Source organism: Butyrivibrio sp. AE2032 (assembly GCF_000702965.1).
The window spans coordinates 2,249,689-2,276,222 of record NZ_JNLF01000003.1; the positions used below are offsets into that span (position 1 = coordinate 2,249,689).

Below are 26,534 nucleotides of genomic sequence, written 5' to 3' on the forward strand. Positions count from 1 at the left end.
ATATGTCCAGATCTGAAGTTGTTGAACGTGGCAAAGTCATAATCCGTACCAGCATCATAGGTATCGTGGTGAACATCCTGTTGGCAGGATTTAAGTTTATGGTGGGAACATTGTCAGGATCCATTGCTATTGTTTTGGATGCTGTTAATAACCTGAGTGATGCTCTTTCCTCTGTTATTACGATTATAGGAACAGCTCTTGCCGGGAAGGCTCCGGATAAAAAGCATCCTTATGGTTATGGAAGGATAGAGTATCTCAGTGCCATGATAATCTCTCTTATCGTGCTCTATGCCGGCGTCACAGCTTTAATTGAATCTGTAAAGACTATATTTAATCCAACTAAGCCTGATTACAGCACTGTCACACTTATTATTGTGGCAGTAGCTGTAGTTGCCAAGATTCTTCTTGGCCAGTTCTTTATTGTGACTGGAAAGAAGGTTCGCTCAGAATCTCTTGTGGCTTCCGGAAAGGACGCCAGCTTTGATTCTATTATTTCCGCTGCTACTTTAGTGGCAGCATTTATCTATATTTTCTTTGGCCTTTCTGTTGAAGCATATCTTGCTGCTGTGATCGCGCTTGTGATGATAAAGTCAGCCCTTGAAATGCTAAGGGATACCATAAGCGAGATTTTGGGGGAGCGGATAGATGGTGCAGTATCAAAGGCTGTAAAGAAGACCATTACTGAGATTGATGGAGTACAGGGCGCCTATGATCTGATCTTTTCAGACTACGGCCCTGACAGGGTAATGGCCTCTGTTCATATTGAGATTCCGGATACCTTTACTGCTGACAAGATTGATGAGATTACAAGACAGATACAGGACAGGGTATATCAGGAACACAATGTCGCTATCATTTCCATAGGAATCTATTCAGTTAATACAAAGGATGAGAATATTGCAGCGGTAAGAAACAGCATTGCCAAAGTGGTGGCTGGTCACAAGGAAATTCTTCAGATGCATGGATTCTTTATAGATTTTGATAATAAGGATATCCGTTTTGATCTTGTGCTGGATTTTGTTCCTGATATGCATGAGATTTTTAAGACTACTATTCAAGAGGTGCAGGAATTATATCCGGAATACCGTATTGCTGCCAATATGGATGTCAGTTACAGTGATTAAAGTTTTTGTAGTTTAAAAATGATATAATAACTATATATAGGCAATTTTCTGGAGAGGTGGGAATGAAGAAAAAGAGCATCACAGCAGGCCTGGTGACTTTTGTAGGCTTTCTCATAATTACGACTATAATTGCACTCCTATATATTACAAGTGCTGCAAATGCCCGGAGAGAAAGAGCTGATTTTATTGCAAAGTCAGTGGCTGACAGGATCCATGCTGAAATTCAGCGAAGGGAATATATTACCAGAATGTTGGAGATTGAGGTTTCCAGCAGCAAGGGAGTCATTACCTCTGACAGCTTCCAGGTAACTGCGGAGGAAGTCTTTAATGACTACCTTGATATTGTTGACATTTCTCTGGCTCCCGAAGGAGTGGTGAGCTACATTTATCCCTTGAGTAATGGAATAGGGGACAGGATGAATCTGTTTGAAGACGGAGTACAGGGAGTGTATTCCGACTACAGCAAGATGTCCGGGGTTCCTATCATTATGGCGCCCATAACTCTTGATTCCGGAGATTATGGCATCATCATCAGAAGACCGATCTATACCAGCGATCAGGTTTCCGACGATACCTTCTGGGGCTTTGCATCAGTTACCTTAAAGCTCTCTGATTTCCTTGCATCAGTAGGAATGAAAGACCTTGCTGAAGGAGGTTACGAGTACAAGCTCATCGGTAACAATCCTATTACCGGAGACAGCCGTATCATTATGGAGTATTCCGAGAAGGCCCTGGCAGCACCTGTTGAGGCTATGATTAGCACAGTAGGCGGCGGTTTCTGGACTCTTGAAATATCACCAATGAACAACTGGATGAACCTTTATGAGATCCTGGGTTCACTTTTTATTGCTATTGTTATCAGTTCACTAGCTGCATTTGGCATGTCAGCGTACATGTCCATGAAGGCCAATGCCAAGGAACTTGAGATCCTTTCCTACAGGGATGCCCTTACAAATCTTAATAACCCAAGAAGCTACCAGGAGCATATGGATGAGCTTAGCAAAAAGAAGCTTCCTTATGGTCTTATCTTCATGGACCTTAATGATTTTAAGCAGGTTAATGACACCTATGGTCACGATGCAGGAGATGCTCTTTTAAATATTGTTGCCAAGAGGCTTCAGAACAGTATAAGAGAAAAGGATAAGGCTTTCCGTATCGGCGGAGACGAATTTGTAGTAGTTATCCACGGTACTCATGATAAGAAATTCTATGAGGGAGTCATTGCCAGAATGAGACAGAACGTTGCCAGAGACGTGGTTCTTAGTAACGTTACTCTTCAGGTTTCCATCAGTGCAGGATACGCAAGATGTCCTGAGGATGGTACTAAGTTTGAAGACGTAGTCAAGAAGGCTGACGATGCTATGTATCACAATAAGAGACTCTACAAGAGCCAGAAAAAACAAGCAGGCGGGGACAGGGGAACCCGAACCTGAGACGGAGTGAGTGAAAAATGGCGGGAGGAAATTTTGACACCATAAACAGGATCTTTGATACCTTTGCCGTAACATCAAGGAGCCGTTATGTCTATGTCTATGACATGGAGAAAAATATATCCAGGTGGTCAGCCAATGCGGTGGATTATTTTGGACTTGCCGGGGAGTATATCTACAATGCTTCATCGGTGTGGGAGACCAGGATTCATCCCGATGACAGGGAAAAGTATGTTGAGTATCTGGGAGTTGTCTTTTCCGGAAAAAAGACAGATCCAACTTTCGAATACAGAGCAAAGAATAAAAACGGGGAATATGTGATCTGCTCCTGTAGGGGAGTTGTGATAAAGGATTATGCAGGAAAGCCTGTTTTCTATGCCTGCTCGATCATCAACAAGGGTATTGTAGATAACAATGATCCGATAACTCTTTTGCCTAATCAGTATGAGATGCTCAATTATATGAGACAGCTCAAAGCTCAGATGAGGCAGTATTCAATTCTTCTTATAAACTTTATTGACTTTGGTGATGTAAACAGACGATTTGGTTACATGACCGGTAATAACATTCTCAGGGCCACAGCTACAAGGCTGGTACAGGAAGGTCAGAACTACGGAAGAGCCTTCAGAGGTGATGGAACAACACTCGCCTTTATCTCTGACAGCATGACTATTGATGATATCAAAAGGTTCTATGGCAGGATGCGGACCTATACCAGGGAATCCATCCTTGTGAACGACAATAAGATCGGTGCAGAGATAGCAGGTGGTGTTATTGTTGCCTCAGATTACAACGTGGATGAGCATTCGATCTATACCAGCGCTAAATATGCCCTGAGTTATTCAAAGACCCAGAAGCACGGAAATCTTATCATCTTCCACAACGATGAGCTTGAAAATAATAAGAGCAGCATTGAACTGGTTGATGAGGTTAGAAATAGTGTAATAAATGGTTTTGATGGTTTTTATCTTGAATACCAGCCAATAGTTTCTGCAGTCGACGGAAGGCTTGTGGGAATGGAGGTATTTGTCAGATGGCGCAAGGAACCCTACGGAGAGGTGTCTCCCGCAGAGTTTGTGCCATGGCTTGAGCAGGACCCGGTTTTCTATAACCTGGGCAACTGGATTTTGGAAAATGCTCTTAAGGATGCACTTGAGATCAGAAAAAACAACAGGGATTTTTACCTGAGCGTAAACCTTGCATTTATGCAGCTGGAGAGATCTGAGTTCAGAACTACACTCATAGAGATGCTCAGAAAGACCGGATATCCGGCAACAGGACTGTATCTTGAGATGACCTCAAGCAGCAGACAGCTTAGTATTGAACATTTAAAGAGCCAGATCGAGTTCATCAAGTCATGTGGAATCAAGATTGGTATCGATTGCATGGACTTTGCTTCTCTTGACTACGTAAGGCATCTGCCGATAGATCTTTTGAATCTGGTGCCTTCACTTACAGGCTCCATCACAGATAATGTTTCTGTAAAATATATGATCGAAGCAGTTACCTCTTTTACCCACAGGCTTGGAATAAGAACCTGCTATTCAGGAATAGAGGATGAAGAGACTGCAAGGATCGCAAAGCAGTACCCAATCTCGGACCTGATGGGATATTATTACGGAAGACCCTGCAGGATTGAGGAATTTAAGAGGCTTCCTTTTTTCAGACAGTAAATAGCTTTAACCGGAGGAACAAATGAGTCGGACTTTTCGCTATATTCAAAATGATGATGTATTAAAGTCCTTTGTGGAGTTCAAGGATACTGTGCTCCGCGACAGGGCTGTTGTCATCGCACGTCATGGCGACTATTCTCTGTTCCTTAAGTATATTTCAGACGATGAGCTGGGGCTCGTTATCGAGAATACTGAGAAGCACAAAGTAATCCAGGAGAGAAGCTATACGGTATCCAAGACCACGGATGCACTGGTTTCAAGAGGTGTAAGACACGCCTGTCAGAAGATGTCGGAGCTTTCTGATGAGGAGGTCAACAGGAAAAGACTTCAGATCTGGAAGTGGTACGTGATCGACTGGCAGAAGGAGCATGCAGAGAGCGCCAGGGAATTCATGGAAAAGGAACTGGCCTGGTCTGATGAAGACAGTTCCGTACGGTCAGAGGTTATGGACATGGAGACCTTTCTTCATGGGGATTACCTGAATCTTGGAAATACCCTGTCCATTATCGAAAGATATCTTGCTGATGATACCAAGCATTTGGAGGAGTTTCGTAAGTTCGTCATAAACGACATCATGGAGATGACCAGCGAGGATGCCAAGGACAGGTCACTGGCTGAAGCGGAGAGGCAAAGGCTCGAGGACGGTATGAAGAAGCATACCTACCAGTTCACCGTAAGCGTGGAAGCTACAGACAAAGAACATGCCAGACAGGCGCTACTTGCCTACCTTGCAGGTGATGAAAGAATAAAAGTTCAGAAATAATAAAAAAAGTGTAAATTAATTTCATAAACTTTTAATGATTTAGCGCGAAAAAGTATGCCTATTTCTCTATCTTTTTAACTACCAGTGGTATATAATGTACCCATTAAATGAAATTTTGTTGTGAAACTACAAGAGGTTGAGGGGCCCAAAGTTTCACAAGCCACTTCATTTAAAATCATTTTTCTTATGAGATGGAGGAATTTAATATGAGACGTTCCGCGAAGAGCAGACAGGGATTAAGCCAGGGAACCATTGCAATAATGGCAGACGTGGTAAAGGCAAAGGAGCAGAACCTTTCATACGGAAAGTTTAAAGCGTTGGATTTATTAGGCGCAGGCAGTATGTTGGATGAAGAGACTGAGTCAGAGTACACAGTTCACACTACAGCCCTCGTTCGAAAGACACAGCAGTCAGAAGCCAAGAAAGCAGTAGCTTTCGTTAAGATAAGAGCATAACAGCTTAGTATTTACAATTGAATATGTATAGTCAAGGGGTCATTTGCGATGAGCAATGACCCTTTTTTAAGAAAAAAGGAGAATTCAGAATGAACGTTAAAGACATCGTGTCCAGGTTAACTTTACAGGAGAAGGCAGCTCTTTTGTCAGGAAGTGATTTCTGGCATACCGAGGCTGTAGAAAGGCTTGGGCTTAAGTCTTTCATGATGTGTGACGGCCCTAATGGCCTGAGGAAACAGGTGGGAGAGCCTGATAGCCTTGGTGTTATTGATAGTATCAGTACAGTTTGCTATCCAACAGCCAGTGCTCTGGCATCCTCTTTTGATGAGGAGATGATGGAGGAACTGGGACAGACCCTGGGAGACGAGTGTGTCAGGGAGGATGTTTCCATGCTTCTGGGTCCCGGCCTTAACATGAAGCGTAGTCCTGTCTGTGGCAGGAATTTTGAGTATTATTCTGAAGATCCTTATCTTGCTGGTAAGCTGGCAGCAGCCTTTGTAAGGGGCGTACAGTCCAAGGGTGTACTGGCTTGCCCCAAGCACTTTGCTGCAAATAACCAGGAATACAGGAGAATGTCCGGAAGTTCCATGGTAGATGAGCGGACGCTTCATGAGATATATCTCACAGCTTTTGAGATGATGGTAAAAGAGTCTCATCCAAAGTCCATCATGTGCTCCTACAATCAGCTTAATGGCACTTTCCTTTCAGAGAACAAGTACATGCTGACAGAGGTGCTTAAGAATAAGTGGGGCTTTGACGGCTTTGTGGTAACTGACTGGGGTGCAGGAAAAGACCCTGTAAAGGGTGTGGAAGCAGGACTTGACCTGGTTATGCCGGGACCAAGGAAAGATCATGAGGAAGCAATCGTTGCTGCAGTGGAAGCAGGCAACCTTGACGAGGCCAAGGTTGACAAGGCAGTTACCAATATCCTGGATGCCTTTAACTGGTCACTGGAAAATGCAGCTAAAGATGCCAAGCCATCAGATGACGATTCGAGGAAAAGAGATTACGAAGTGGCGCTGCGTGCTGCAGAAAACAGCGCAGTTCTTTTAAAGAATAACAGGGTACTTCCCATTAAGAAGGACAAGAAGGTGCTTTTTGTGGGTGAGTTTGCGAAGAATCCAAGAAATCAGGGATCAGGCTCATCACATATTAACAGTGCCTATGTGTCAAATGCTCTGGAATGCGCAAAGGACAGAGATGTTTCTTTTGTCAGAGGGTATGACCTTAAGGATGAGAAAAAGAACTATATCCTCAGGCAGGAGGCTGTAGAAGCGGCTGAAGATGCTGATGTGATCGTGGTGTTTGCAGGTCTTCCGGGCTCCTATGAATCTGAGGGCTTCGACAGGAAGGACATTAATATTCCTGCGGATCAGAATAAACTTATCAATGATCTTTCCATGCTGGACAAGAAGGTTGTGGTTGTACTTCACAATGGAGCACCTGTGGCTATGCCATGGATCGACAAAGTTGATGCGGTCCTTGATATGTTCCTTTCAGGAGATGCAGTGGGTGAGGCTACTGTAAAGATACTTTGGGGTGAGGTGAATCCTTCAGGAAAGCTTTCAGAGACTTATCCGGTCAAGCTTTCAGACAATCCAAGCTACCTGAACTTCCCAGGAGAGTCAGGAAATCCAATTTATGCGGAGGGAATCTATATCGGCTACAGGTATTATGAGAAGAAGAGAATGCCGGTGCTGTTCCCCTTTGGACATGGACTTAGTTACACAGAGTTCGAGTATATGGACCTGAAGATAGACAAGGACGACATTTCAGAGGATGAGACAGTTACAGCAAGTGTCGATGTATGGAATGTCGGAAGATATCCGGGAAAAGAGGTTGTCCAGCTCTATGTCAGTGATGATGCAAGCAAAGCAAGCAGGCCTTTGAAGGAGCTTAAGGGCTTTAAGAAGATATTGCTGAATCCGGGAGAGAAGAAGACAGTAACCTTTACTTTGGATAAAAGGTCTTTTGCATATTATAATGACGTACTCCATGACTTCCATGTGGAGAGCGGCGATTTTACCATAATGGTTGGATCTTCCTCAAAAGATATCAGGTTGACCACAAAGATCCACGTGGAAAGCAAGGTGGAGGTTCCTCTGGATATCAGTCTTTTCACTCCTGTTGAGGATATCCTTGGCACCAAGAGGGGAAAAGAGGTTTTGGGACCTGTAATCGATGAAGCCCTGAAAGGACAGGGAGAAGGAGCCGGAGATGTAATGGGTGAAGGCGCCGATGTGATGATGAGAAACATGGTAATGGAGATGCCACTTGGAGGTATGGCAAGCTTTGGAGTTGCTACTCCGGAGCAGCTTGAGAGTATAATCCAGGCATTGAAATAAGGATTCTTAAGACAAAACAAGGGACGGTTTCAAACCGTCCCTTTTGCATTGCTATGTATTTTATTTGCTGAATTTACTCTTTCTGTAGATGATATCTGTTCTGGCAGGTCCGTTACTTACCATTGTGATAGGATAGCCGATCTGCTCTTCGATGAACTCGATATAGTTTCTGCAGTTCTCAGGAAGATCCTCGTAATTCTTGATTCCCCTGATGTCACATTTCCAGCCTGGAAGAGATTTAAGTACAGGCTTAGCCTTATCAAGAAGGTGAGTTACAGGGAATTCTGTTGTAACCTCGCCGTCAATGTCATAGCCTACGCATACAGGGATCTCATCAAGGTATCCGAGAACATCAAGTACTGTGAAGGCAACATCAGTTGTGCCCTGAAGTCTGCAGCCGTACTTACTTGCTACGCAGTCATACCAGCCAACTCTTCTTGGACGACCTGTGGTTGCGCCGTACTCACCGCCGTCACCACCGCGTCTTCTAAGCTCTTCAGCCTCGTCTCCAAAGAGTTCTGAAACAAATGCACCAGCACCTACTGCTGATGAATAAGCCTTTGAAACAGTTACGATCTGCTTGATCTCATATGGAGGGATTCCAGCTCCGATTGCACCGTAAGCTGCAAGAGGAGATGAACTTGTAACCATAGGGTAGATACCGTGGTCAGGATCCTTCATGGTTCCAAGCTGACCCTCAAGAAGGATGGTCTTTCCTGCCTTGATAGCCTCATCAAGATACAGTGAAACATTTCCTACATAAGGCTTTACCTGATCTCTCCAATCTACGATCTGATTGAAAAGAGCTTCCTGATCAATAGGATCTGCATGGTAGAGATTTACAAGAATAACGTCCTTGATCTCTGCAATTCTTGCAATCTTTTCCTTTATAACTTCATCGTCCTGGAAGAACTCATTGATCTGCCAGCCGATCTTTGCAAATTTATCGGAATAGAATGGAGCGATACCTGACTTGGTGGAGCCAAAGCTCTTTCCTGCAAGTCTTGCTTCCTCTAATGTGTCGAAGAGAACATGATAGGGCATCATTACCTGAACTCTGTCAGAGATCATGATCTGTGGCATTGGAACGCCCTTAGAGGTTACTTCATTCAGTTCCTTCATGAATTTTGTAATATCAAAAGCAACACCGTTACCGATGATATTCATTATGTTCTGGTGAAAAACTCCTGATGGCATAGTGTGAAGTGCAAACTTGCCATAATCATTTACAATTGTGTGTCCTGCATTGGCACCACCCTGGAAACGGATGACAACGTCAGCCTGATCTGCAAGAGTGTCAGTGATCTTTCCTTTTCCTTCGTCGCCCCAGTTAGCGCCTACAACAGCCTTTACCATAAAAGCCTCCTCATATAGATATGTATATATTTTTTCTTTGGAAAAGAGAAATTGCCTTTTCCTAAAACAATATATCCTAAATCAATACATAAGTAAAATCAATATTTTTTATCTGAGTCATAACCCTAGCTTATTTTTCGAAATTTTATATAAATTTATACAATATTAAGACACTTCATTAGCGAAATAGCCTAAAATATAAGGTACAGGTTGTCGGAATTTTGTTTCGTACATGTCAGGAGGTAACTATGGCAAAGGGCGGCGAAGTTAAGAACGAGTTTACACAGGATAGCTTTAAGAAATTACCTGTGGATGAAAAGTTTAAGAAGGTTTTTGGGCGATTCAGGACAAACCTGATTGTTGTTTTTGTGGTTATCATCCTTATGGATATATTATCTCTTTTCAATCTGGGTAATATCTATAACAAGTACTATGAGCAGAACTCCCAGCAGGGTGAGATAAGGATCACAATCCAGGCTCTTGCAAAGTATTATCTGTGGGCGATTGCAGCAACTGACCAGGCCGACAGAGAGGAACAGCTGGCAGGCGTTCAGGAAAAGATTGAGGAACTCAATTCAGGACTGGATATTATTAGCAAGGTATACTCAGGAGACCTGACAGCAGTGTATCAGCACATTAAAGACATAGATGCCTCGGATGATGAACTTACTAATCTGTACAACAGTGGAGCTCCTACAGAAGAGATTTACAGTTACTATGTAAACAATATTAATGTGGCCATTAAAGTAGTAGTTCAAGACTTTAAGGAGATTGGATTATCCGCTAAGGCTCAGGCCAAGAAGGCATACATCACAGCTATTATTGCTGTTATTGTCATGACGGTGATATCTCTTATAGTTGTAATATATGCAATTCTTTATTCCGGAAAGGCAAGAAAGGCCCTTACAGACAGCATCCTTGGACCTATTAAGCTTATATCTGAAGCTGCTGAAGATATGGCCAAGGGTAAGATCGAGATCAAGATCCACACCGATTCTCAGGATGAGCTGGGAAAGCTTGCTGATGACCTTACTTATTCAACAGACGTTATTGAGGATATTGTAAAAGATATTGATGAAACTCTTCGTCGTATGTCCGGAGGAGATTTCTCCAGTGGATCCAAGAACGAAGCACTTTACATCGGCGATTATGTAGCTATTAAAAATGCCCTTTCAGATATTTCAGAGAACCTGTCAAGCACACTGTTAGAGGTTAAGAATTCCTCAACTCAGGTATCCCAGGGTGCAACAAATATGTCCCAGGGCGCAACCGATCTGGCAGAGGGTGCTACTGACCAGGCAGCAGCAGTAGAGGAGCTGACAGCTTCTGTGAACTCCATTACAGAGCAGACCAAGCAGCTGGCTGAAGTTGCTGAGAGAAGTAAAGGCATGGCTACATCGGTTCGTGACAACGCTGAGACCTCAGCTCGTAAGATGCATCTTGTAACAGATGCCATGACCAGGATCACAGAGGCTTCCGCAGAGATTGAGCAGGTTACCAACTCCATCGAAGCAATTGCCAAGCAGACTTCACTTCTTGCTCTCAATGCTTCCATCGAGGCTGCAAGAGCCGGCGAGACAGGAAAAGGTTTTGCGGTTGTTGCTGATCAGATCGGTAAGCTGGCAGATCAGAGTAGCGAAGCTGCCAAGAATACACATCAGCTCATTGCAGATACCATGGATGAGATCAACAACGGAAATAACGTTGTTGCCGAGACCACAGAAGCTCTTGATGCTATGCAGCACAGCGTAGAAGAGATCACAGAGATGATCATTGAGACAGGAGATCTTGCAGAACAGCAGGCTCAGAGCATGGAAGAGATCGACAAGGGTATTGAGATGATCTCCAACGTAGTTCAGAGCAATTCTGCAACAGCTGAAGAATCCAGTGCTGTATCTATCGAGCTTTCAGAGCAGTCTGAGAGTCTCAATAACCTGATCGGACAGTTCACCATCAGCGGATGATATAGTTAAATAAAAGCTCTTTGCGTAGGCTTGATCCTGCGTGGGGGGCTTTTTTCTTTTGCAAACAAAGAAGGCTGCGCATTAGCGCAGCCCCATATATTTATGCCGATATTTCTTTTTCATGAAGTTCCTGGATCTCTTCTACTGCAGAGAGCATTGGCTTTATATTCTTTCCTTTGATCTTACGATCGACGTAGTTCTGAGTTATTTTCATTACTGTTCCGCTAAGAGCAAGGACACCAATAAGGTTCGGGATAGCCATCATTCCATTGAAGGTGTCTGAAAGATCCCAGGCAAGAGTCAGATCCATTGTTGCTCCAACCAGGATGAATACCACGAAAATGAAGCGATAGAGCTTGCCTGAATCTGTTCCGAAGAGGTACTCAAAGCCCTTGCTTCCGTACTGGCTCCAGCCAAGGACTGTCGAGAAGGCGAAGAACAGGATAGCAATAGCGATAAATGCTGCGCCTGCCTTTCCATAAACAGTTGAAAAAGCTTCAGCCACAAGAGCTGTTGAAACTGATGAAGAGATGACTTCTCCGGTATTCAGGTCAACAAGTCCGCTGGAAAGAACTGCAAAAGCAGTTAATGTACAAACGATTATGGTATCAGCAAATACCTCAAAGATTCCCCACATTCCCTGAACTACAGGCTCTCTTACGTTGGAGCTGGAGTGAACCATAACTGATGAACCAAGACCTGCTTCGTTGGAGAAAACACCACGCTTCATTCCCCACTGCATAGCGTAAGCAACTCCGCTTCCTACGATTCCGCCGCCTACTGCTTTCATTCCAAAAGCACCTTTGAAAATAGAAGCAAATACTGCGCCGATCTGATCCACGTTCAGGACCACGATTATGATCGCACTTATAAGATAGATGATAGCCATAAAAGGAACAAGTCGTTCAGTTACGGATGCAATTCTTTTAAGGCCGCCTACAATTACAAGGCCTGCAAGTACCATGAGCACTACGCCTGTAACAAAGTATGGAACACCAAAGGCAGAATTCATGTTGACTGCTATGGAATTGATCTGGCTCATGTTGCCGATTCCAAAGGATGCAAGGACACAAAAGAGACTGAACATAACTGCCAGGATTGTTCCTATCTGCTTACAGCCTTTCTTGGAACCTAGACCGTACTTAAGGTAGTACATGGCCCCTCCGCACCACTCATTCTTTTCATTCCTTCTTCTATAGTAGATACCAAGGACATTCTCTGAAAAGTTGGTCATCATTCCAAAGAATGCAACAATCCACATCCAGAAGATAGCTCCGGGACCACCGGACAAAATAGCTGCTGCAACACCTGCAATATTACCTGTTCCGATAGTAGCAGCAAGTGCTGTACAAAGACTCTGGAACTGGGATATCTGCATATCATCCTTGCCTGTGTGAGCTGTGACATGCTTGTCCTTAAAGATTCCACCAATTGTGCTCTTTACCCAATGTTTAAAGTGAGAAACCTGGAAGACCTTCGTTAGAATAGTCATCAGAATACCGGTTCCAACCAGAAGAACCAGCATGGGAAGCCCCCATACAAATCCGTTCACTGCACCATTGACCTTCTCAACAGTGCTGACAAAATCACCTGCCATAACTCTCTCCTCCTTAGTGCGAAAATATCAGAAAAGGCAAAGGTTCCTATATTTTTATATAAGCCCCTTTGCCTATTTGACTGTGATTATATCACACTTTAACGCTTTAAATCAATAGCATGCATTCTATTCAATTAGTATCTCACTCCAAGGTCGTGAAGGTCACGTATTACCTGGTCGTAATCCTTATATACAATTCCCTTCCAGCCAAGAGCTATGGCAGCTTCAATGTTAACCGGTGTGTCATCGATGAACACTGTCTTTTCAGGTGTCAGGTTAAAGCGCTCCTCAAGGAGCTTGTAGATTTCTTTTCCCGGCTTAACAACGTGATCTTTATAGCTTAAGATCCCACCGTCAGTCTCCTTAAGGAAAGACATGGCTTCAAGATTTCCGTTAAGGGCCTTGTCACTGAAATTGGACAGGTACAAAACCTGATATCCGGCTGCCTTTAAGGCCTTAATCCAGGGAATAGCGTGGTCTCTTTTAGTGACAATGCCTTCAACATCTGCAAATGATTTTTTTATCTCGTCTCCGATTTCCGGATCATTGGCTACAAAGCGCTCCAGAAGCTCTTCGTGGGAAATGATTCCTCTGTCAATCTCTACCCAGTCCTTACTAAAGACAGTAGCCTTACTCATGCGCTCAACCATCTTAGGATCGTAGCCCTTATCAAGAAGGAACTGCTCCCAGGAAAAGTCCACAAGGACATTACCAATATCAAAAACAACTGTATCGATCTCGCCCTCAGGCACCACATTTCCGTACTTGTCGTGCTTCTTATTGCTGGTGAGTGGATCCAGGGATGCTACTGTATGTCTTCCTGTGAGAGCGCCTATTGACCAGATGAGAAGCCAAAGCACTATTGGTACCGCTATTGTAGCTGCTACGCAGGTGATAAACACATTGTAAGTATCAGGTGATCCAGTCAGCGCCTCAAACAAAAGCACCACATACATTCCAACCAAAACTATGATTCCAATCCAGGCAAGCACTCGCTTGTACACCGGAGTTTTCTCTTTGTTTTCCATAACTTTAATACCTCTTAATTCTTTGTACACCGTTAACATCAAGTCACCATAATACCCTATATTAAAGTAATGTACAAGCTTGAAAAACAAACAGTCTACGTAATTCGGATGATAATCGAGTAGGCTCGATTTCGCACACGAACATTCCGCATTTCATGCTCCATGTTCTTACGACCGGCAAATGAATTTGTATGCAAGCATCCATTCGCTTGCCGGTCTTGTGCTACAAAAAGGGGCTGCCTCACTTGAGACAGCCCCTGTATAATGATCAGGAATTTAACATATCATCAGCAAACTTTAAAAGCGCAGCTTCCATTGTCTTCAGTTCCGCATCGCTGATCCTTACTATATTTTCGGTTACCTCAATATATCTCATCTGTGTTTCATCAAACACCAAATATCTACTATCCATAAGTTTTTACTTTTCCTCCTATCTATCGGTTTCATCATCTGTGTAAATTGCAGATGATATATCTTTTCCTGTAAATCCCGAACATTCTTAAAATAGTATCAATCATTTTCATCATTTGTTTTTCCCTCCATATATCGTCTCATCTCTTGTTTATGTTTATAGCTTAGCAAAAGAAATATCACAAAAATGTCACACCCCAGATTCGGCCTATTGCACTTGGATTTCAGGGCACGTAAAATAAAGAAAAGATTCAGTTTACGGGGGATTTCATGGTAGAAAATCTGGAATATTACAAAGTCTTTTATCATGTGGGAAGGCTCCACAGCATTACTCTGGCAGCAAAAGAGCTGTCGATCTCACAACCTGCTGTCAGCCAGTCCATACACCAGCTGGAAAGCAGTCTTGGTTGCAAGCTGTTTCAGCGCACAGCTAAGGGTATGAAGTTTACCAGCGAGGGAGATCTTCTTTTCAGATATATTGAGCGCGGCTATGAACAGATTGAGATGGGGGAGCAAAGACTTTCGCAGATGCTCCATCTGGATGCAGGAGTAGTCAGGATTGGCGCCAGTGACATGACGTTGAGATTCTTTCTTTTGCCATATCTGGAGAAGTTCCATGAGCTCTACCCCGGAATAAAGGTAACGGTCACCAATGGTCCCACCCCTGAGACCCTGTTATATCTTGATCAGGATGTGATCGACTTTGGCGTTATCTCATCTCCCTTTCAGGAAAAAGACAACTACTCCTTCTTCCCTGTTTCCGAGATCAGGGATACCTTTGTTGCCGGAAGAAAATTCATTCAATACAAGAACAAAACACTGGACTTTACTGATCTTGAAAAGGTTCCGCTGATCATGCTTGAAGGCAAGTCCAGTACCAGAGCCTATGTGGATTCATTCCTGGAAAGTGCAGGAATCCAGCCTCATCCCGAGTTCGAGCTTGCCACCAGCGACATGATCGTTCAGTTTGCACTTCGAAATCTCGGCGTGGGCTGTGTTATGAAAAGCTTCGCAGAAGAATTCCTGGACAGCGGCGTTCTCTTTGAACTACGTTTCAACAAGATCCTGCCCCCAAGACAGATCTGCGTAGTTACAGATGAATCAAGGCCGTTGTCTTTAGCAGCTTCCAAGCTTCTGGAGCTTATCAGGCAGGATACAAAGAATTGACGTTACCATTCACGGTTTGGGGAAGCGATGCCCACAGGGAAGGGGAGAGTCTGGGAAAGCCGCGAGCAACAACTAAAAACACAAAATCTGAGCGTAGCAGCAAGCTGAAGAATTCATGTGCCATAAGCATTAGCACCTTCCAGCCTGCCCACGGACCCCAGGACGGCTCCTGAGTTTTCTCAGCTGTTATTTCCATTTCCTCACCGTACGCAAACGAAACGTTTCTTTAGCATTCCTGCAGTTTTTATAATATTACGCATGCTCGCTTGCAGGGCTTTATAATGTTGCATGCCTCAAATGGTCATGGGGGTGCATTGCACCCAAGAGGGTCATGGAGCTACTCTCTCAAGGCGCGCTGGAAAACTATAATCTCTTACAGGTGACGAGCGCGCTTTGAAGAGATGGCTCCATAACCCTCTTTGTGCTCGCCTTGCGAGCCATGACCATTTTAATATACGTATATGAACAGCCCTGCTTCGGACATCTCTCGCATGCGAGTTAAAAACTGCATTGGAATGCTAAGAAACTGGCGTTTGCTATTTGGAGGACTCGGAAATGAAAACAAGCAGCTTCAAAAGCCAATGAGCCGTCGGTCCGTAGGATGGAAGGTGCTAAGACTTACGACCATGAATTCCAGCGAGCCGGTCCGGGAAGATTTTGGTTTTTTTGTTGCGGGAAGCTTTCCCAGACTCTCCCCTTCCCTGTGGGCATCGCTTCCCCAAACCGTGAATGGTAACAATTGACAAAAAGTGGCGTGGAAAACGGTAATTTGATAATATTATGATAGGGGAAAAGGTCATATCATCATATTGGCCATTGCATCGTAATGTTATACGTTTCTTCGGAGGGTAAAATGGACGGTATCAAAAGCGAACGCTTGATGTTTTCCATTGCAACACTGGCAGCTGTAGCCTGCTTGTTACATAACATCCTGGAGGGCTGGGAATTTTGGGTGCCCTGGATGATATTTGCCGGCGCTGTAGTGCTCTGGTGGCTTCATATATTTCAGAAACTTGATCGTGACCTCAGGATCACGCTTTGTTTTGTGTATTCTGCTTTTGTGCTTTTTTATCATGATATCCATGAGATCGGTCATGTAGAACTGACGCTATCTTTTGCCCTTTTCTTATCAACTGTCGCGCTGGCGGATCGTTTGATCCTGCTGGATCTTGGGTTGCTTGAATATCCACTTGTGATGCTGGCCCAGACCTACATTACAGTCAAAAACGGGACCGCTGTTTTCAACCCTTTTTCTATAATATATGCAGCTTTTCAGCTTCTTATAATCCTGATCTTTTACTTCATTGCTCGCATCGGAGTTCATAACAGAATTAATGAAAGAATAGGAAAAGAGAAATGGATGGAGGCAGTAAATGCCAACGATCGTGACATGGAGGACTTCCTTTCTAATATTTCTCACGAACTTCGTACTCCAATAAATGTCATTAGCGGAATGACCGCTATTATGCAAAAGAACCATAACAGCAAGGAATTTGCATCAATTCAGGAGGCAGGTTTAAGGCTTGCCCATCAGATCGAAGATATCCAGGACTATACTGAGATCATGCGCGGAGAGATAGTTCTTGATGAGGAGAACTACATGACTTCCTCACTTATTAATGATGTAGTTACCAGCTACAATGCTATCTATTTGAACAGTGATCTGGAACTGGTAGTGGATATTGATCCTCAGATCCCGTCAATTCTGTATGGTGATTTCAAAAAGCTCCACAAGGTTTTCAGACATATCATAGATAATGCTTTTAAATTTACAAATGAAGGCGGAGTGTACGTCAAAGTGTTCACTACGCCTCAGGACTATGGTGTAAACCTTATTATCGAAGTGACTGATACCGGAATTGGCATGTCAAGAGAGGATATGTCCAGGATATCTAAGGGCCTTTACCAGGCCAACAAGAAGCGCAACAGAAGCACCGGAGGTATCGGTATAGGCCTTCCCATTGTTTATGGAATTGTCCATAAGATGGGCGGTTTTGTGATGATTAACAGTGACAGCGGTAGTGGTACAAAGGTAAGGATAGCTATTCCCCAGACTGTGATCGATCCAACACCATGCCTGTCCATCAGTGATGACGCAAATGATTCATATGTACTTTATTTCAGGCTTGAGAACTACAAAGTTCCTGAAGTCAGAGATTTCATGCGCTCCATGGCAGTAAACCTTGCTACAGGACTTAAGAGAAAGCTTTATAACGCCAGTGATAAAATTGAACTGGAACAGGTTCTGGACGATACTTCAATATCCGTTATCTTCACCGGACAGGAGGAATATGAAGCTGACAAGGACGCGCTGGATGCGCTGTCATTAAACGACTATAAGGTAGTGGTAGCTGTGACTCCGGGCTTTGAGGCTACACCGGGCAGTAAAGTAATATCAGTACCAATACCTCTTTATGCTCTGCCTATTGTAAAGATTATCAATGGAACTGCCCTTAAGGAAGATCTGGCAGAAAGCGACAAGAGGCTTAGCTTTGCGGGAGTCAGAGCCCTTGTTGTTGACGATGAACCTATGAACATCATGGTTGCTGAAGGCCTGTTCAAGAAATATGGAATGATAGTTGACAGCGCTGAGAGCGGAAAGGAAGCTATCACTAAATTCGAAAACGATGGCGCAAATATTGATGTTATCTTCATGGATCATATGATGCCTGAAATGGACGGTGTTGATGCTATGAGAATCATCAGGAGAATAGCAGCTAGATCCCAGCACAACCCTATTATAATTGCACTGACTGCCAATGCCCTTAGCAGCTCAAGGGAAATGTTCATCAAGGAGGGCTTTGATGGATTTATTGCCAAGCCCATAGACCTTGCTGATTTTGAGCATGTTATGAAGCGTGTTATGCCAAAGGCCATGATACGCTACGAAGGGAGGGATGAAGCATGAATTTCCTGGTACGATACCAAAAGCAGTTATTTACCTTCCTTAATGATTCAAGCATAAACATTGCCGACAGATCCTTTATGGTCTTTTCCATTTCCATGATCCTGGCCCTTTATGCGGCAGTTCCCTGTGGACTTATTATGCATGAACCCCTGATCTCCACCCTTTCCACGCTTTTTGGAGCGGTGTTCTTTAGTTTTTATGTATTGTATGTTTACAAAAGAAAAAAGATCAAGCAGGCCAGGATAATTCTGGCTGTGATAATAGCGCTGGTATTCCTTCCTGTCATGTTTTTTACTAACGGCGGAGTGTTTGGTGGAACTCCCATCTGGCTTCTACTGGGTGGTTACTATATGGTACTGATACTTGATGGGTGGATAAGGAGAGTGCTATGTATCCTTGGTGCCATTATCCTTCTGGGGTGCTGGATTTTTTCCTACTATTATCCGGATTATGTGCTGAAATTTGACAGGTGGGGAAGCTACTTTGACAGTTATGTGGCTCTGATAATAGTGTCCTTCGTTCTGGCAGTGGTAACAGTCTTCCAGGCAAGGCTATACCAGAGAGAGGTTAGATTATCAAATGAAAAGACAAAGGAGCTGGAAGCCATGAATAAGGCCCAGAGCCGCTTCTTTTCAAGCATGAGCCATGAGATCAGAACTCCTATCACTACAGTTCTTGGCTTTAATGAGATCATTCTTCGCCAGCAGGATGCTTCGGATGAAATCCGAAAGGATGCCATGAACATCCAGGGGGCAGGAAAGCTTCTTTTATCCCTTATAAATGACATCCTTGATGTGGGTAAGATCGAGGCGGGGAAGATGGAGATCGTTCCCGGGGACTACAGTGTTGCTGCGCTTCTTTCCGAAATCGTCAATATTATCTGGCTCAAGGCCGAGAAAAAGGGTCTGCAGTTCAATGTTGATATAGACCCCAATGTTCCGGCAACTTTATATGGTGATGAGGTCAGGATCAAGCAGGTACTGATAAACCTGCTTAATAATGCTGTCAAGTATACAAATGAGGGATCTGTTTCTCTTCATATGGAATGTGAGTATCTTGAGAGCGGAGATGCTCTTTTGAACATAAGCATTGCCGACACTGGAATGGGCATAAAGGCTGAGGCCCTGCCACATCTTTTTGAGACCTTCAGGCGTGAGGAGGAGGAAAAGAACCGTTACATAGAAGGAACAGGACTTGGCCTTTCCATAGTAAAACAGCTTGTTGAACTCATGGATGGCCAGATCAAAGTTAACAGCGTTTATTCTAAGGGAACAGCTTTTGAGGTTTCTTTGAGGCAGGGAATATCTTCTCAAAATCCAATAGGAAACTTCAACGTTTCAAGCCTTGGCCAGATTTCAGCGGCTGAGAGATTTGAGCACGACTTTACAGCTCCCAGTGCCCGAATACTTATCGTAGATGATAACGAGATGAACCGTGAGGTGGAAAGGAAGCTTCTTGAGGGGACTGATATGACGGTGGATCAGGCAGCTTCAGGAAGGGAGGCTCTGCTTCTTACTCTTCGTAATCGCTATGATGTTATCCTTATGGATCATCTGATGCCTGAAATGGACGGCGTGGAATGTTATGAAAAGATCCGGAATCAAAAGGGCGGAATGAACCTGGATGTACCCATCATTGCCTTTACTGCTAATGCCGGCAGTGAAGTAGTTGAGCTATATAACAGAACCGGTTTTGACGGCTATCTTACTAAGCCTGTTTCGGGACGTGAATTGGAGGATATGCTTCTTTTGCATCTTCCAAAGGAAAAGGTGATTGGCAGCGCAGAACTGGAAATGACAGATTCGCCCAGAAATACCGGAAGCAGATATTTCAAGAAAAGACCTGTGGCCATTGCGGCTAACAGTACAAGTGACCTGCCTTCAAAGCTGACTGAAAAGCTTGGCATCAGCATCATTCCCAGTAGGGTATTTACTGATAAAGGTGTCTTTGAGGACAACGTTGATATCGGTTCGGAGGAACTGGTCAGGTATATGAAGGATAAGAGTAAGAGCGTCAGGACAGAGGCTCCTACTGAGGATGCCTTTGTGCAGTTCTTTGCAAAGGAACTTGAGAAGGCGCATCACCTTATCTACATTACTTTATCCAGCGAAAACAGCGAAGAGTATGACAGGGCTCTCAAGGCGTCAAAGAGCTTTGGAAATGTTTCGGTCGTAGATTCAGAGACACTTTCCAGCGCTTATGGAATGTTGGTGCTCATGGCAGTGAACCTTGCAGGACAGAGCCTGTCTCCTGATAAGATAGTAGCTGAACTTGAAGACGCTAAAAAGAGGCTGAACTGCAGCTTTGTGACTAAGAGCACAGAAACCATAACAAGACAGGGAAAACTGAATCCTGCCATCAACAGCATTCTTTCAACACTCTGGCTCCATCCGGTGCTTAGAATGAAGGATAACAAGCTTGTAGTAGGCGGGCTTATCTTCGGTAACACAAAAAAGTGTTACGAGAAATATATCAACCATGCTTTCAAAGGAACTTTGACACCTGACAGATCCCTTCTTATCGTGCCTTATGTGGGAATGGATGAAGAAGACCTCTTGTGCATAGAGGAGTGGATCAAAAAGAAAGTTCCTTTTGAACACATCGTTTTCCAGCGCACCTCTGCCGGCGTAGCAGCCAATTGCGGAGAAGGCTCTTTTGGCCTTCAGTATCTTATTAAGGGTGAAAAGAACTATGGTCTGGGATCTTTCTTTGACGAAAAGGAGGAAAGTGATGTGGAGCCTCTAAGAGTAGCAGAGGAGCCCAATGAATCAGATTTAAATGCTTCTTCCAGAAAGAAGAAAGGGACTTCAACAGCCCCAGATGTGGGGGCTGCAAAAGCGCAGGCTTCCAAGGGACTATATGATATAGAAGGTATCAATGTTGAAGACGGTCTTAAGTATTGCGGAGATGAAGCTGCCCTTAAGAAGTTCCTGAATGCCTTCTATGAAAAGATAGATGCAAAGGCAGATGAGATTCAGGATGCATATAATAGAGGAGATATTTCTTTTTATGTCATCAAGGTGCATGCCCTTAAGAGTACATCCAAGATGATTGGGGCAAAAGAGCTTTCGGAGCTGGCAGAAAGCCTTGAGATGGCAGGGAAAGAAGAGAATCTTGACTACATAAAAGACAATACAGAAAGGCTCCTTGAACTGTATAGAAGCTACAAGGAAAAACTCTGTACTTTTTCTTAAGTACTTGCTATAATGTTTTGGAGTTATGACCGGATTTTTTTCTTGAAAACAATTTGTTGAATGGCGCAAAGCCAGGAAAGGTGCGGGTTCTAATGGGTATTGAAAATGACGGAAGTGTCAATGAGAACAGTGTTGAGGACATCGTTTCCAGATATCGTCCGGAGCTTTCTAAGATAACACCTTACCTGAATTGGCTGAAGGACAATGCCAGCAATGAGGTGGCTCAGCGCTATAGCAGCAATGATCTTAAATCAATTCCATTTCCGGTTTATGATTCAAATCTGCTGTCCTTTGTTAAGGCTGCGCAGACCACTAATCTTTTAGATCGTAACTATGTCTATGTTTATTCCAGAAACCATTTGAATTCACCTAAGGATGAGCTTTTGTTCATTCAGGATGCCCAGATCACCGATATGGATGACCTGGCAGGGATCCTTTCAAACTACATCCTTTCAGGTATGACCAAGGGCAGCGTTTGGGCAGAGGGAGTCCGCAACGGAGTGCTCTACAACGTGGTCAAGAAAATGGATGATCTTGTTAGATTTTGGGGTCAGGAAAGTTCAAGACCGCTGGCATAAGCTTGCTGAGAGCGTAACTTCCTTATAATTTTGGAATAAAAGGTGGAGGAGTTTTTAGTTTGGGAGAGAAATCAGTCCAGAAGAAAAAGTACATTCTTGAGAAGGCAAGAGCTGTATTTGCAGAAAAAGGCTTCAAGAATGTGACCATGAAGGATGTGGTAGATGCCTGCGAGATAAGTCGTGGGGGTCTTTATCTCTATTTTTCCAGTACTGAAGAATTGTTTTTAGCGGTCCTTGCTGATGATACATCAGAGGACGATGAAGAGGCAGTAGTAGCTGCTCTTTCCGGTGACGCAACTGCCGGTGATATGTTAGCTCTTTTCCTGAAGGAACAGAAGAAGGAAATCCTTCGGAAGAAGAACAATCTTACAGTTGCCACCTATGAGTATTTTTCGCTCCACAAGGCAGCTTCAAAGAATAATCCCCTTAAGAATCAGTTTGATACAGCAGTTCGTATTGTTGAAAAGCTTATAGAAAATGGCGTCGAGAACGATGAGTTTTATTGTGAGAACCCTTTAGGCTGTGCTCGCAATCTTATGTACGTGGTGGAAGGTCTCAAGATCACTTCCAAAACTATTGGCGTTACCGAAGAAGCTATCGATAAAGAGCTTATGTATGTATTAGAGGGATTAGTCCCGGATGAATTAAATAATTAATCGTTAAATAAAAAGTGCTTAAGAATAAATCCTAAGCACTTTTTTCAAAATATAAATCATTAGAAGAGGAGAGAGTTATGAGCGCAGTAAGAAGAATCTTCGTTGAAAAGAAGGCACCCTTTGCTGGAAAGGCAAAAGAGCTAAAGGCTGAGATATCAGGTTATCTTGGAATTAAGAGCGTTGAGAAGGTAAGGATCTTCATCAGATATGATGTTGAAAATGTATCTGACGAAGTTTTTGAAAAGGCTGTTGGGACTGTATTTTCAGAGCCCCCTGTTGATATCCTTTACAGGGAGCAGATCGAAGTTCCTGAAAATGCAAAGGTGTTCAGTATAGAAGCTTTACCCGGACAGTTCGACCAGAGAGCTGATTCTGCAGAGCAGTGCGTGCGCTTTATAAAGGGCGATGAGCAGCCTATCATCAGGACTGCCGTTACCTATATGCTTATTGGAAATGTCACAGAGGATGAGCTTTTAAAAATCCAGAACTACACCATGAACCCTGTGGATTCAAGGATCGCTGCTGAAGAGAAGCCCGAGACACTTTCCATGAATTATGATGAGCCGGAAGATGTAAAGGTCTTTAATGGTTTCAAGGACATGGATGAAAAGAGCCTTAAGACACTCTATGACTCTCTTGGCCTTGCCATGACTTTTAATGATTTTAAGTGGATCCAGGAGTACTTTGCTGGGGATGAGCACCGTGATCCTACAATGACTGAGATCAGGGTTCTTGATACCTACTGGTCTGATCACTGTCGTCATACCACCTTTGGTACAGAGCTTAAGAGCGTTGAGTTCGAGGACGGTGATTACAGAAAGCCCATCGAGGATGCCTACAAGGATTACCTTGCATCAAGGGATGCCCTTTACAAGACTGAAGATAAGAAGAAAGAGAAGTTCATTTCTCTTATGGATATTGCCCTTATGGGTATGAAGAAGCTCAAGGCAGACGGTAAGCTCACAGATATGGAAGAGTCTGAGGAGAACAACGCCTGCACAGTTGTGGTTCCTGTTGAGGTGGATTATGGCAAAGGCAAGACAACAGAGAACTGGCTTGTGTTCTTCAAGAACGAGACCCACAACCATCCTACAGAGATCGAGCCTTTCGGTGGCGCTGCTACCTGCCTTGGAGGAGCAATAAGAGATCCTCTTTCAGGAAGAGGCTATGTATATCAGGCTATGCGTGTAACAGGAGCTGCAGATCCTACAGTTCCTGTAGCTGACACCATGAAGGGTAAGCTTTCCCAGAAGAAGCTGGTTCGCGGAGCTGCAGCCGGCTACTCATCTTATGGAAATCAGATCGGTCTTGCAACCGGTTATGTAAAAGAGGTTTATCATCCGGGATACGTTGCTAAGCGTATGGAGATCGGTGCAGTTATGGGCGCTGCTCCACAGGAGCACGTAATAAGAGAAAGCGCTGATCCGGGAGACATCATCATTCTCCTTGGCGGAAGAACAGGACGTGACGGCTGTGGCGGAGCAACAGGTTCCTCAAAGGCTCATGATTCCAAGTCTCTTACAAGCTGCGGAGCAGAGGTTCAGAAGGGTAATGCTCCTACAGAGCGTAAGCTCCAGAGGCTCTTCAGACGCCCTGAGGTAAGCGAACTTATTAAGAAGTGTAACGACTTTGGTGCCGGCGGAGTTTCAGTAGCAATCGGCGAGCTGGCTCCCGGTCTTGATATCAACCTTGATCTTGTACCCAAGAAATACGCAGGTCTTGACGGAACAGAGCTTGCAATCTCTGAGTCCCAGGAGAGAATGGCAGTTGTTGTAGCTCCTAAGGACGTTGACAAGTTCCTTTCCTTTGCAGATGAGGAGAACCTTGAAGCTGTTAAGGTTGCAGTAGTTACCGAGGATCCAAGACTTGTACTTAACTGGAGAGGCAAGAAGATCGTCAATATTAAAAGAGCTTTCCTTGATACAAACGGAGCTCACCAGGAGACATCAGTTAAGGTTGAGATCCCTTCAAAGAAGGATAATTATTTAGAGCAGACAGCCTGCGAAGGCGCTGCAAAGGCTCTTGAAGCAGGAGATGTAAAGGCAGCATGGATCGAGGAGATGAAGGACCTTAATGTGTGCTCACAGAAGGGTCTTGTGGAGATGTTCGATTCCTCCATCGGTGCCGGCTCAGTTCTTATGCCTTACGGCGGTAAGTACCAGCTTACAGAGACCCAGACAATGATCGCTAAGCTTCCTGTTCTTGCAGGAAAGACAGATACAGTAACAATGATGAGCTACGGCTTTGATCCATTCCTTTCAAGTTGGAGCCCATACCACGGCGCAGCTTTTGCTGTAACAGAGTCCGTGGCAAGGATCGTGGCAAGTGGCGGTGATTACAGAAAGCTCCACTTCACCTTCCAGGAGTACTTCAAGAGAATGACAGAGGATCCACAGCGCTGGAGCCAGCCTTTCACAGCACTTCTTGGTGCCTACGAGGCTCAGATGAAGTTCGGCATCGCATCAATCGGCGGTAAGGACTCCATGTCCGGATCCTTCAATGAGATAAACGTTCCACCTACACTGGTTTCCTTCGCAGTAGATGTGGCTAAGCTTTCAGATGTTATCACACCTGAGCTTAAGAAGGCAGGAAACAAGCTGGTTCAGTTCAAGATCGCTAAGGACGCCTTCGACCTTCCTGATTACGAGAAGGTTATGGAGCTCTACGGCAAGATAAAAGAGCTTATGGCAGCAGGAAAGATCGTTTCCGCATACGCAGAGGATTCTTACGGAATCGCAGCTGCAGTAAGTAAGATGGCATTTGGTAACGGCCTTGGTGTTAAGATTGATGCTTCTCTTGATGCAAAAGAGCTGTTCAGGAATGACATTGCTGACATCGTAGCAGAGGTTCCTGCTGATGCGCTTTCAGATGTACTTAATGTGTCTGGTTCAAGACTCATAGGTGAAGTTACAGACAAGGCTGCCTTCGAGGTGGCTGGAGAGACCATCACACTGGATGAGGCTCTTTCCTCTTGGAAGGGCAAGCTTGAAAAGGTATTCCCTTCAACAGTTTCAGAGGAGAAGACAGCGGTTAAGTCTGAGCTCTTCAAGGCTGACAGTATCTACGTATGCAAGAATAAAGTTGCAAAGCCTACAGTATTCATTCCTGTATTCCCTGGCAGCAACTGCGAGTATGACTCTGCAGAGGCCTTCAGAAGAGCAGGTGCTGATGTTAATATAAGGATCTTTAGAAACAGGGATGCAAAGGACATCGTAGAGTCAGTTGCAGAGTTTAAGAAGGCAATTTCAGATGCCCAGATAATCATGTTCCCTGGCGGATTCTCAGCAGGTGATGAGCCTGACGGAAGTGCTAAGTTCTTCGCAACAGCCTTCCAGAATGAGGAGATAAAAGAGGCTGTTGAAGCCCTTCTCAATAATAGAGACGGACTGTGTCTTGGAATCTGTAACGGTTTCCAGGCTATGATAAAGCTTGGACTTGTACCTAACGGAAAGGTAACAGGTCAGACTGAAAAGTCACCTACACTGACCTTTAATACTATTGGACGCCACATTTCAAAGATGGCTTACATCAAGGTGGTTTCAAACAATTCACCTTGGCTTTCAGGAGCAACTCTGGGTGGCGTCTACACAAATCCAGCTTCTCATGGTGAAGGAAGATTTGTTGCTCCATCTGAGGTCCTTGATGACCTCTTCGCTAAAGGTCAAATTGCAACTCAGTACTGCGACCTCGATGGAAACGTAACCATGGACGACGAGTGGAACATCAACGGCTCCTACCGCGCCGTAGAAGGTATCCTTTCACCTGATGGTCGATGCCTCGGCAAGATGGCTCACTCAGAGCGCCGTGGCGACGGTGTTGCTGTCAACATCTTCGGAGAACAGGATCTGCAGATCTTCGAATCCGGAGTACAGTATTTCAAGTAAT

17 protein-coding genes are annotated in these 26,534 nt (G+C 44.2%); 13 read left to right on the top strand and 4 right to left on the bottom strand.

What is annotated here, in order from left to right:
• Window positions 1-2: 2 nt before the first annotated feature.
• From BO18_RS11875 to BO18_RS11900, 6 genes are all read left to right on the top strand, one after another.
• The gene (locus BO18_RS11875) at window positions 3-1,124 is read left to right on the top strand and encodes a cation diffusion facilitator family transporter (protein WP_034446420.1); all 1,122 of its coding nucleotides are present in this window, start codon (window positions 3-5) and stop codon (window positions 1,122-1,124) included.
• Window positions 1,125-1,186: 62 nt separating this feature from the next.
• Window positions 1,187-2,557, top strand: coding sequence for a sensor domain-containing diguanylate cyclase (locus tag BO18_RS11880; RefSeq protein ID WP_034446422.1), 1,371 nt, complete (start codon window positions 1,187-1,189; stop codon window positions 2,555-2,557).
• A 17-nt stretch (window positions 2,558-2,574) separates the two neighbouring features.
• Window positions 2,575-4,227 (top strand): sensor domain-containing phosphodiesterase, encoded by a 1,653-nt coding sequence (locus BO18_RS11885; RefSeq protein WP_034446424.1) that lies wholly within the window; start codon window positions 2,575-2,577, stop codon window positions 4,225-4,227.
• A 22-nt stretch (window positions 4,228-4,249) separates the two neighbouring features.
• Window positions 4,250-4,990, top strand: coding sequence for a hypothetical protein (locus BO18_RS11890; protein WP_034446425.1), 741 nt, complete (start codon window positions 4,250-4,252; stop codon window positions 4,988-4,990).
• 206 nt (window positions 4,991-5,196) lie between these two features.
• The gene (locus BO18_RS11895; protein ID WP_034446426.1) at window positions 5,197-5,445 is read left to right on the top strand and encodes a hypothetical protein; all 249 of its coding nucleotides are present in this window, start codon (window positions 5,197-5,199) and stop codon (window positions 5,443-5,445) included.
• A gap of 89 nt (window positions 5,446-5,534) precedes the next feature.
• A complete protein-coding gene (locus BO18_RS11900; RefSeq protein ID WP_034446427.1) occupies window positions 5,535-7,790 on the top strand; it encodes a glycoside hydrolase family 3 C-terminal domain-containing protein in 2,256 nt (751 codons plus the stop codon).
• 60 nt (window positions 7,791-7,850) lie between these two features.
• Here the strand turns inward: BO18_RS11900 and BO18_RS11905 are convergent, their stop codons facing one another.
• Entirely contained in the window at window positions 7,851-9,146 is a 1,296-nt protein-coding gene (locus tag BO18_RS11905; protein WP_034446428.1) for an adenylosuccinate synthase, read from the bottom strand.
• A 248-nt stretch (window positions 9,147-9,394) separates the two neighbouring features.
• On the opposite strand from BO18_RS11905, the gene BO18_RS11910 reads away from it, so the two are divergent.
• The gene (locus BO18_RS11910; RefSeq protein WP_034446430.1) at window positions 9,395-11,110 is read left to right on the top strand and encodes a methyl-accepting chemotaxis protein; all 1,716 of its coding nucleotides are present in this window, start codon (window positions 9,395-9,397) and stop codon (window positions 11,108-11,110) included.
• A 100-nt stretch (window positions 11,111-11,210) separates the two neighbouring features.
• Here the strand turns inward: BO18_RS11910 and BO18_RS11915 are convergent, their stop codons facing one another.
• The 3 genes from BO18_RS11915 to BO18_RS34850 form a co-directional block, all read right to left on the bottom strand.
• Complete coding sequence (locus BO18_RS11915) at window positions 11,211-12,707, bottom strand: alanine/glycine:cation symporter family protein (RefSeq protein WP_034446431.1); 1,497 nt, start codon at window positions 12,705-12,707, stop codon at window positions 11,211-11,213.
• 134 nt (window positions 12,708-12,841) lie between these two features.
• Window positions 12,842-13,735, bottom strand: a complete 894-nt coding sequence (locus BO18_RS35615; RefSeq protein WP_242856557.1) for an HAD family hydrolase — start codon at window positions 13,733-13,735, stop codon at window positions 12,842-12,844.
• A 268-nt stretch (window positions 13,736-14,003) separates the two neighbouring features.
• On the bottom strand, window positions 14,004-14,147 hold the full coding sequence (locus tag BO18_RS34850) for a hypothetical protein (RefSeq protein ID WP_185752413.1): 144 nt from the start codon (window positions 14,145-14,147) through the stop codon (window positions 14,004-14,006).
• 269 nt (window positions 14,148-14,416) lie between these two features.
• Between BO18_RS34850 and BO18_RS11925 the strand changes: the two genes are divergently transcribed.
• From BO18_RS11925 to BO18_RS11950, 6 genes are all read left to right on the top strand, one after another.
• The gene (locus BO18_RS11925) at window positions 14,417-15,313 is read left to right on the top strand and encodes a LysR family transcriptional regulator (RefSeq protein WP_034446432.1); all 897 of its coding nucleotides are present in this window, start codon (window positions 14,417-14,419) and stop codon (window positions 15,311-15,313) included.
• Between the two features lie 853 nt (window positions 15,314-16,166).
• A complete protein-coding gene (locus BO18_RS11930) occupies window positions 16,167-18,221 on the top strand; it encodes a hybrid sensor histidine kinase/response regulator (RefSeq protein WP_034446434.1) in 2,055 nt (684 codons plus the stop codon).
• Window positions 18,218-21,415: a DegV family protein gene (locus BO18_RS11935; protein ID WP_051688682.1), complete on the top strand. Its 3,198-nt coding sequence runs from the start codon at window positions 18,218-18,220 to the stop codon at window positions 21,413-21,415. Before BO18_RS11930 ends, BO18_RS11935 begins: the two co-directional genes overlap by 4 nt.
• A gap of 92 nt (window positions 21,416-21,507) precedes the next feature.
• Window positions 21,508-21,993 (top strand): hypothetical protein, encoded by a 486-nt coding sequence (locus tag BO18_RS11940; protein WP_051688683.1) that lies wholly within the window; start codon window positions 21,508-21,510, stop codon window positions 21,991-21,993.
• A gap of 59 nt (window positions 21,994-22,052) precedes the next feature.
• Window positions 22,053-22,649, top strand: a complete 597-nt coding sequence (locus tag BO18_RS11945) for a TetR/AcrR family transcriptional regulator (protein WP_034446436.1) — start codon at window positions 22,053-22,055, stop codon at window positions 22,647-22,649.
• 77 nt (window positions 22,650-22,726) lie between these two features.
• The gene (locus BO18_RS11950; protein WP_034446437.1) at window positions 22,727-26,533 is read left to right on the top strand and encodes a phosphoribosylformylglycinamidine synthase; all 3,807 of its coding nucleotides are present in this window, start codon (window positions 22,727-22,729) and stop codon (window positions 26,531-26,533) included.
• Window position 26,534: the final 1 nt, after the last annotated feature.

Bases quoted from the DNA above. Each gene is read 5' to 3' on its own strand.
- BO18_RS11875 (WP_034446420.1), top strand. From the start codon at position 3: ATGTCCAGATCTGAAGTTGTTGAACGTGGCAAAGTCATAATCCGTACC.
- BO18_RS11880 (WP_034446422.1), top strand. From the start codon at position 1,187: ATGAAGAAAAAGAGCATCACAGCAGGCCTGGTGACTTTTGTAGGCTTT.
- BO18_RS11885 (WP_034446424.1), top strand. From the start codon at position 2,575: ATGGCGGGAGGAAATTTTGACACCATAAACAGGATCTTTGATACCTTT.
- BO18_RS11890 (WP_034446425.1), top strand. From the start codon at position 4,250: ATGAGTCGGACTTTTCGCTATATTCAAAATGATGATGTATTAAAGTCC.
- BO18_RS11895 (WP_034446426.1), top strand. From the start codon at position 5,197: ATGAGACGTTCCGCGAAGAGCAGACAGGGATTAAGCCAGGGAACCATT.
- BO18_RS11900 (WP_034446427.1), top strand. From the start codon at position 5,535: ATGAACGTTAAAGACATCGTGTCCAGGTTAACTTTACAGGAGAAGGCA.
- BO18_RS11905 (WP_034446428.1), bottom strand. From the start codon at position 9,146: ATGGTAAAGGCTGTTGTAGGCGCTAACTGGGGCGACGAAGGAAAAGGA.
- BO18_RS11910 (WP_034446430.1), top strand. From the start codon at position 9,395: ATGGCAAAGGGCGGCGAAGTTAAGAACGAGTTTACACAGGATAGCTTT.
- BO18_RS11915 (WP_034446431.1), bottom strand. From the start codon at position 12,707: ATGGCAGGTGATTTTGTCAGCACTGTTGAGAAGGTCAATGGTGCAGTG.
- BO18_RS35615 (WP_242856557.1), bottom strand. From the start codon at position 13,735: ATGGAAAACAAAGAGAAAACTCCGGTGTACAAGCGAGTGCTTGCCTGG.
- BO18_RS34850 (WP_185752413.1), bottom strand. From the start codon at position 14,147: ATGGATAGTAGATATTTGGTGTTTGATGAAACACAGATGAGATATATT.
- BO18_RS11925 (WP_034446432.1), top strand. From the start codon at position 14,417: ATGGTAGAAAATCTGGAATATTACAAAGTCTTTTATCATGTGGGAAGG.
- BO18_RS11930 (WP_034446434.1), top strand. From the start codon at position 16,167: ATGGACGGTATCAAAAGCGAACGCTTGATGTTTTCCATTGCAACACTG.
- BO18_RS11935 (WP_051688682.1), top strand. From the start codon at position 18,218: ATGAATTTCCTGGTACGATACCAAAAGCAGTTATTTACCTTCCTTAAT.
- BO18_RS11940 (WP_051688683.1), top strand. From the start codon at position 21,508: ATGGGTATTGAAAATGACGGAAGTGTCAATGAGAACAGTGTTGAGGAC.
- BO18_RS11950 (WP_034446437.1), top strand. From the start codon at position 22,727: ATGAGCGCAGTAAGAAGAATCTTCGTTGAAAAGAAGGCACCCTTTGCT.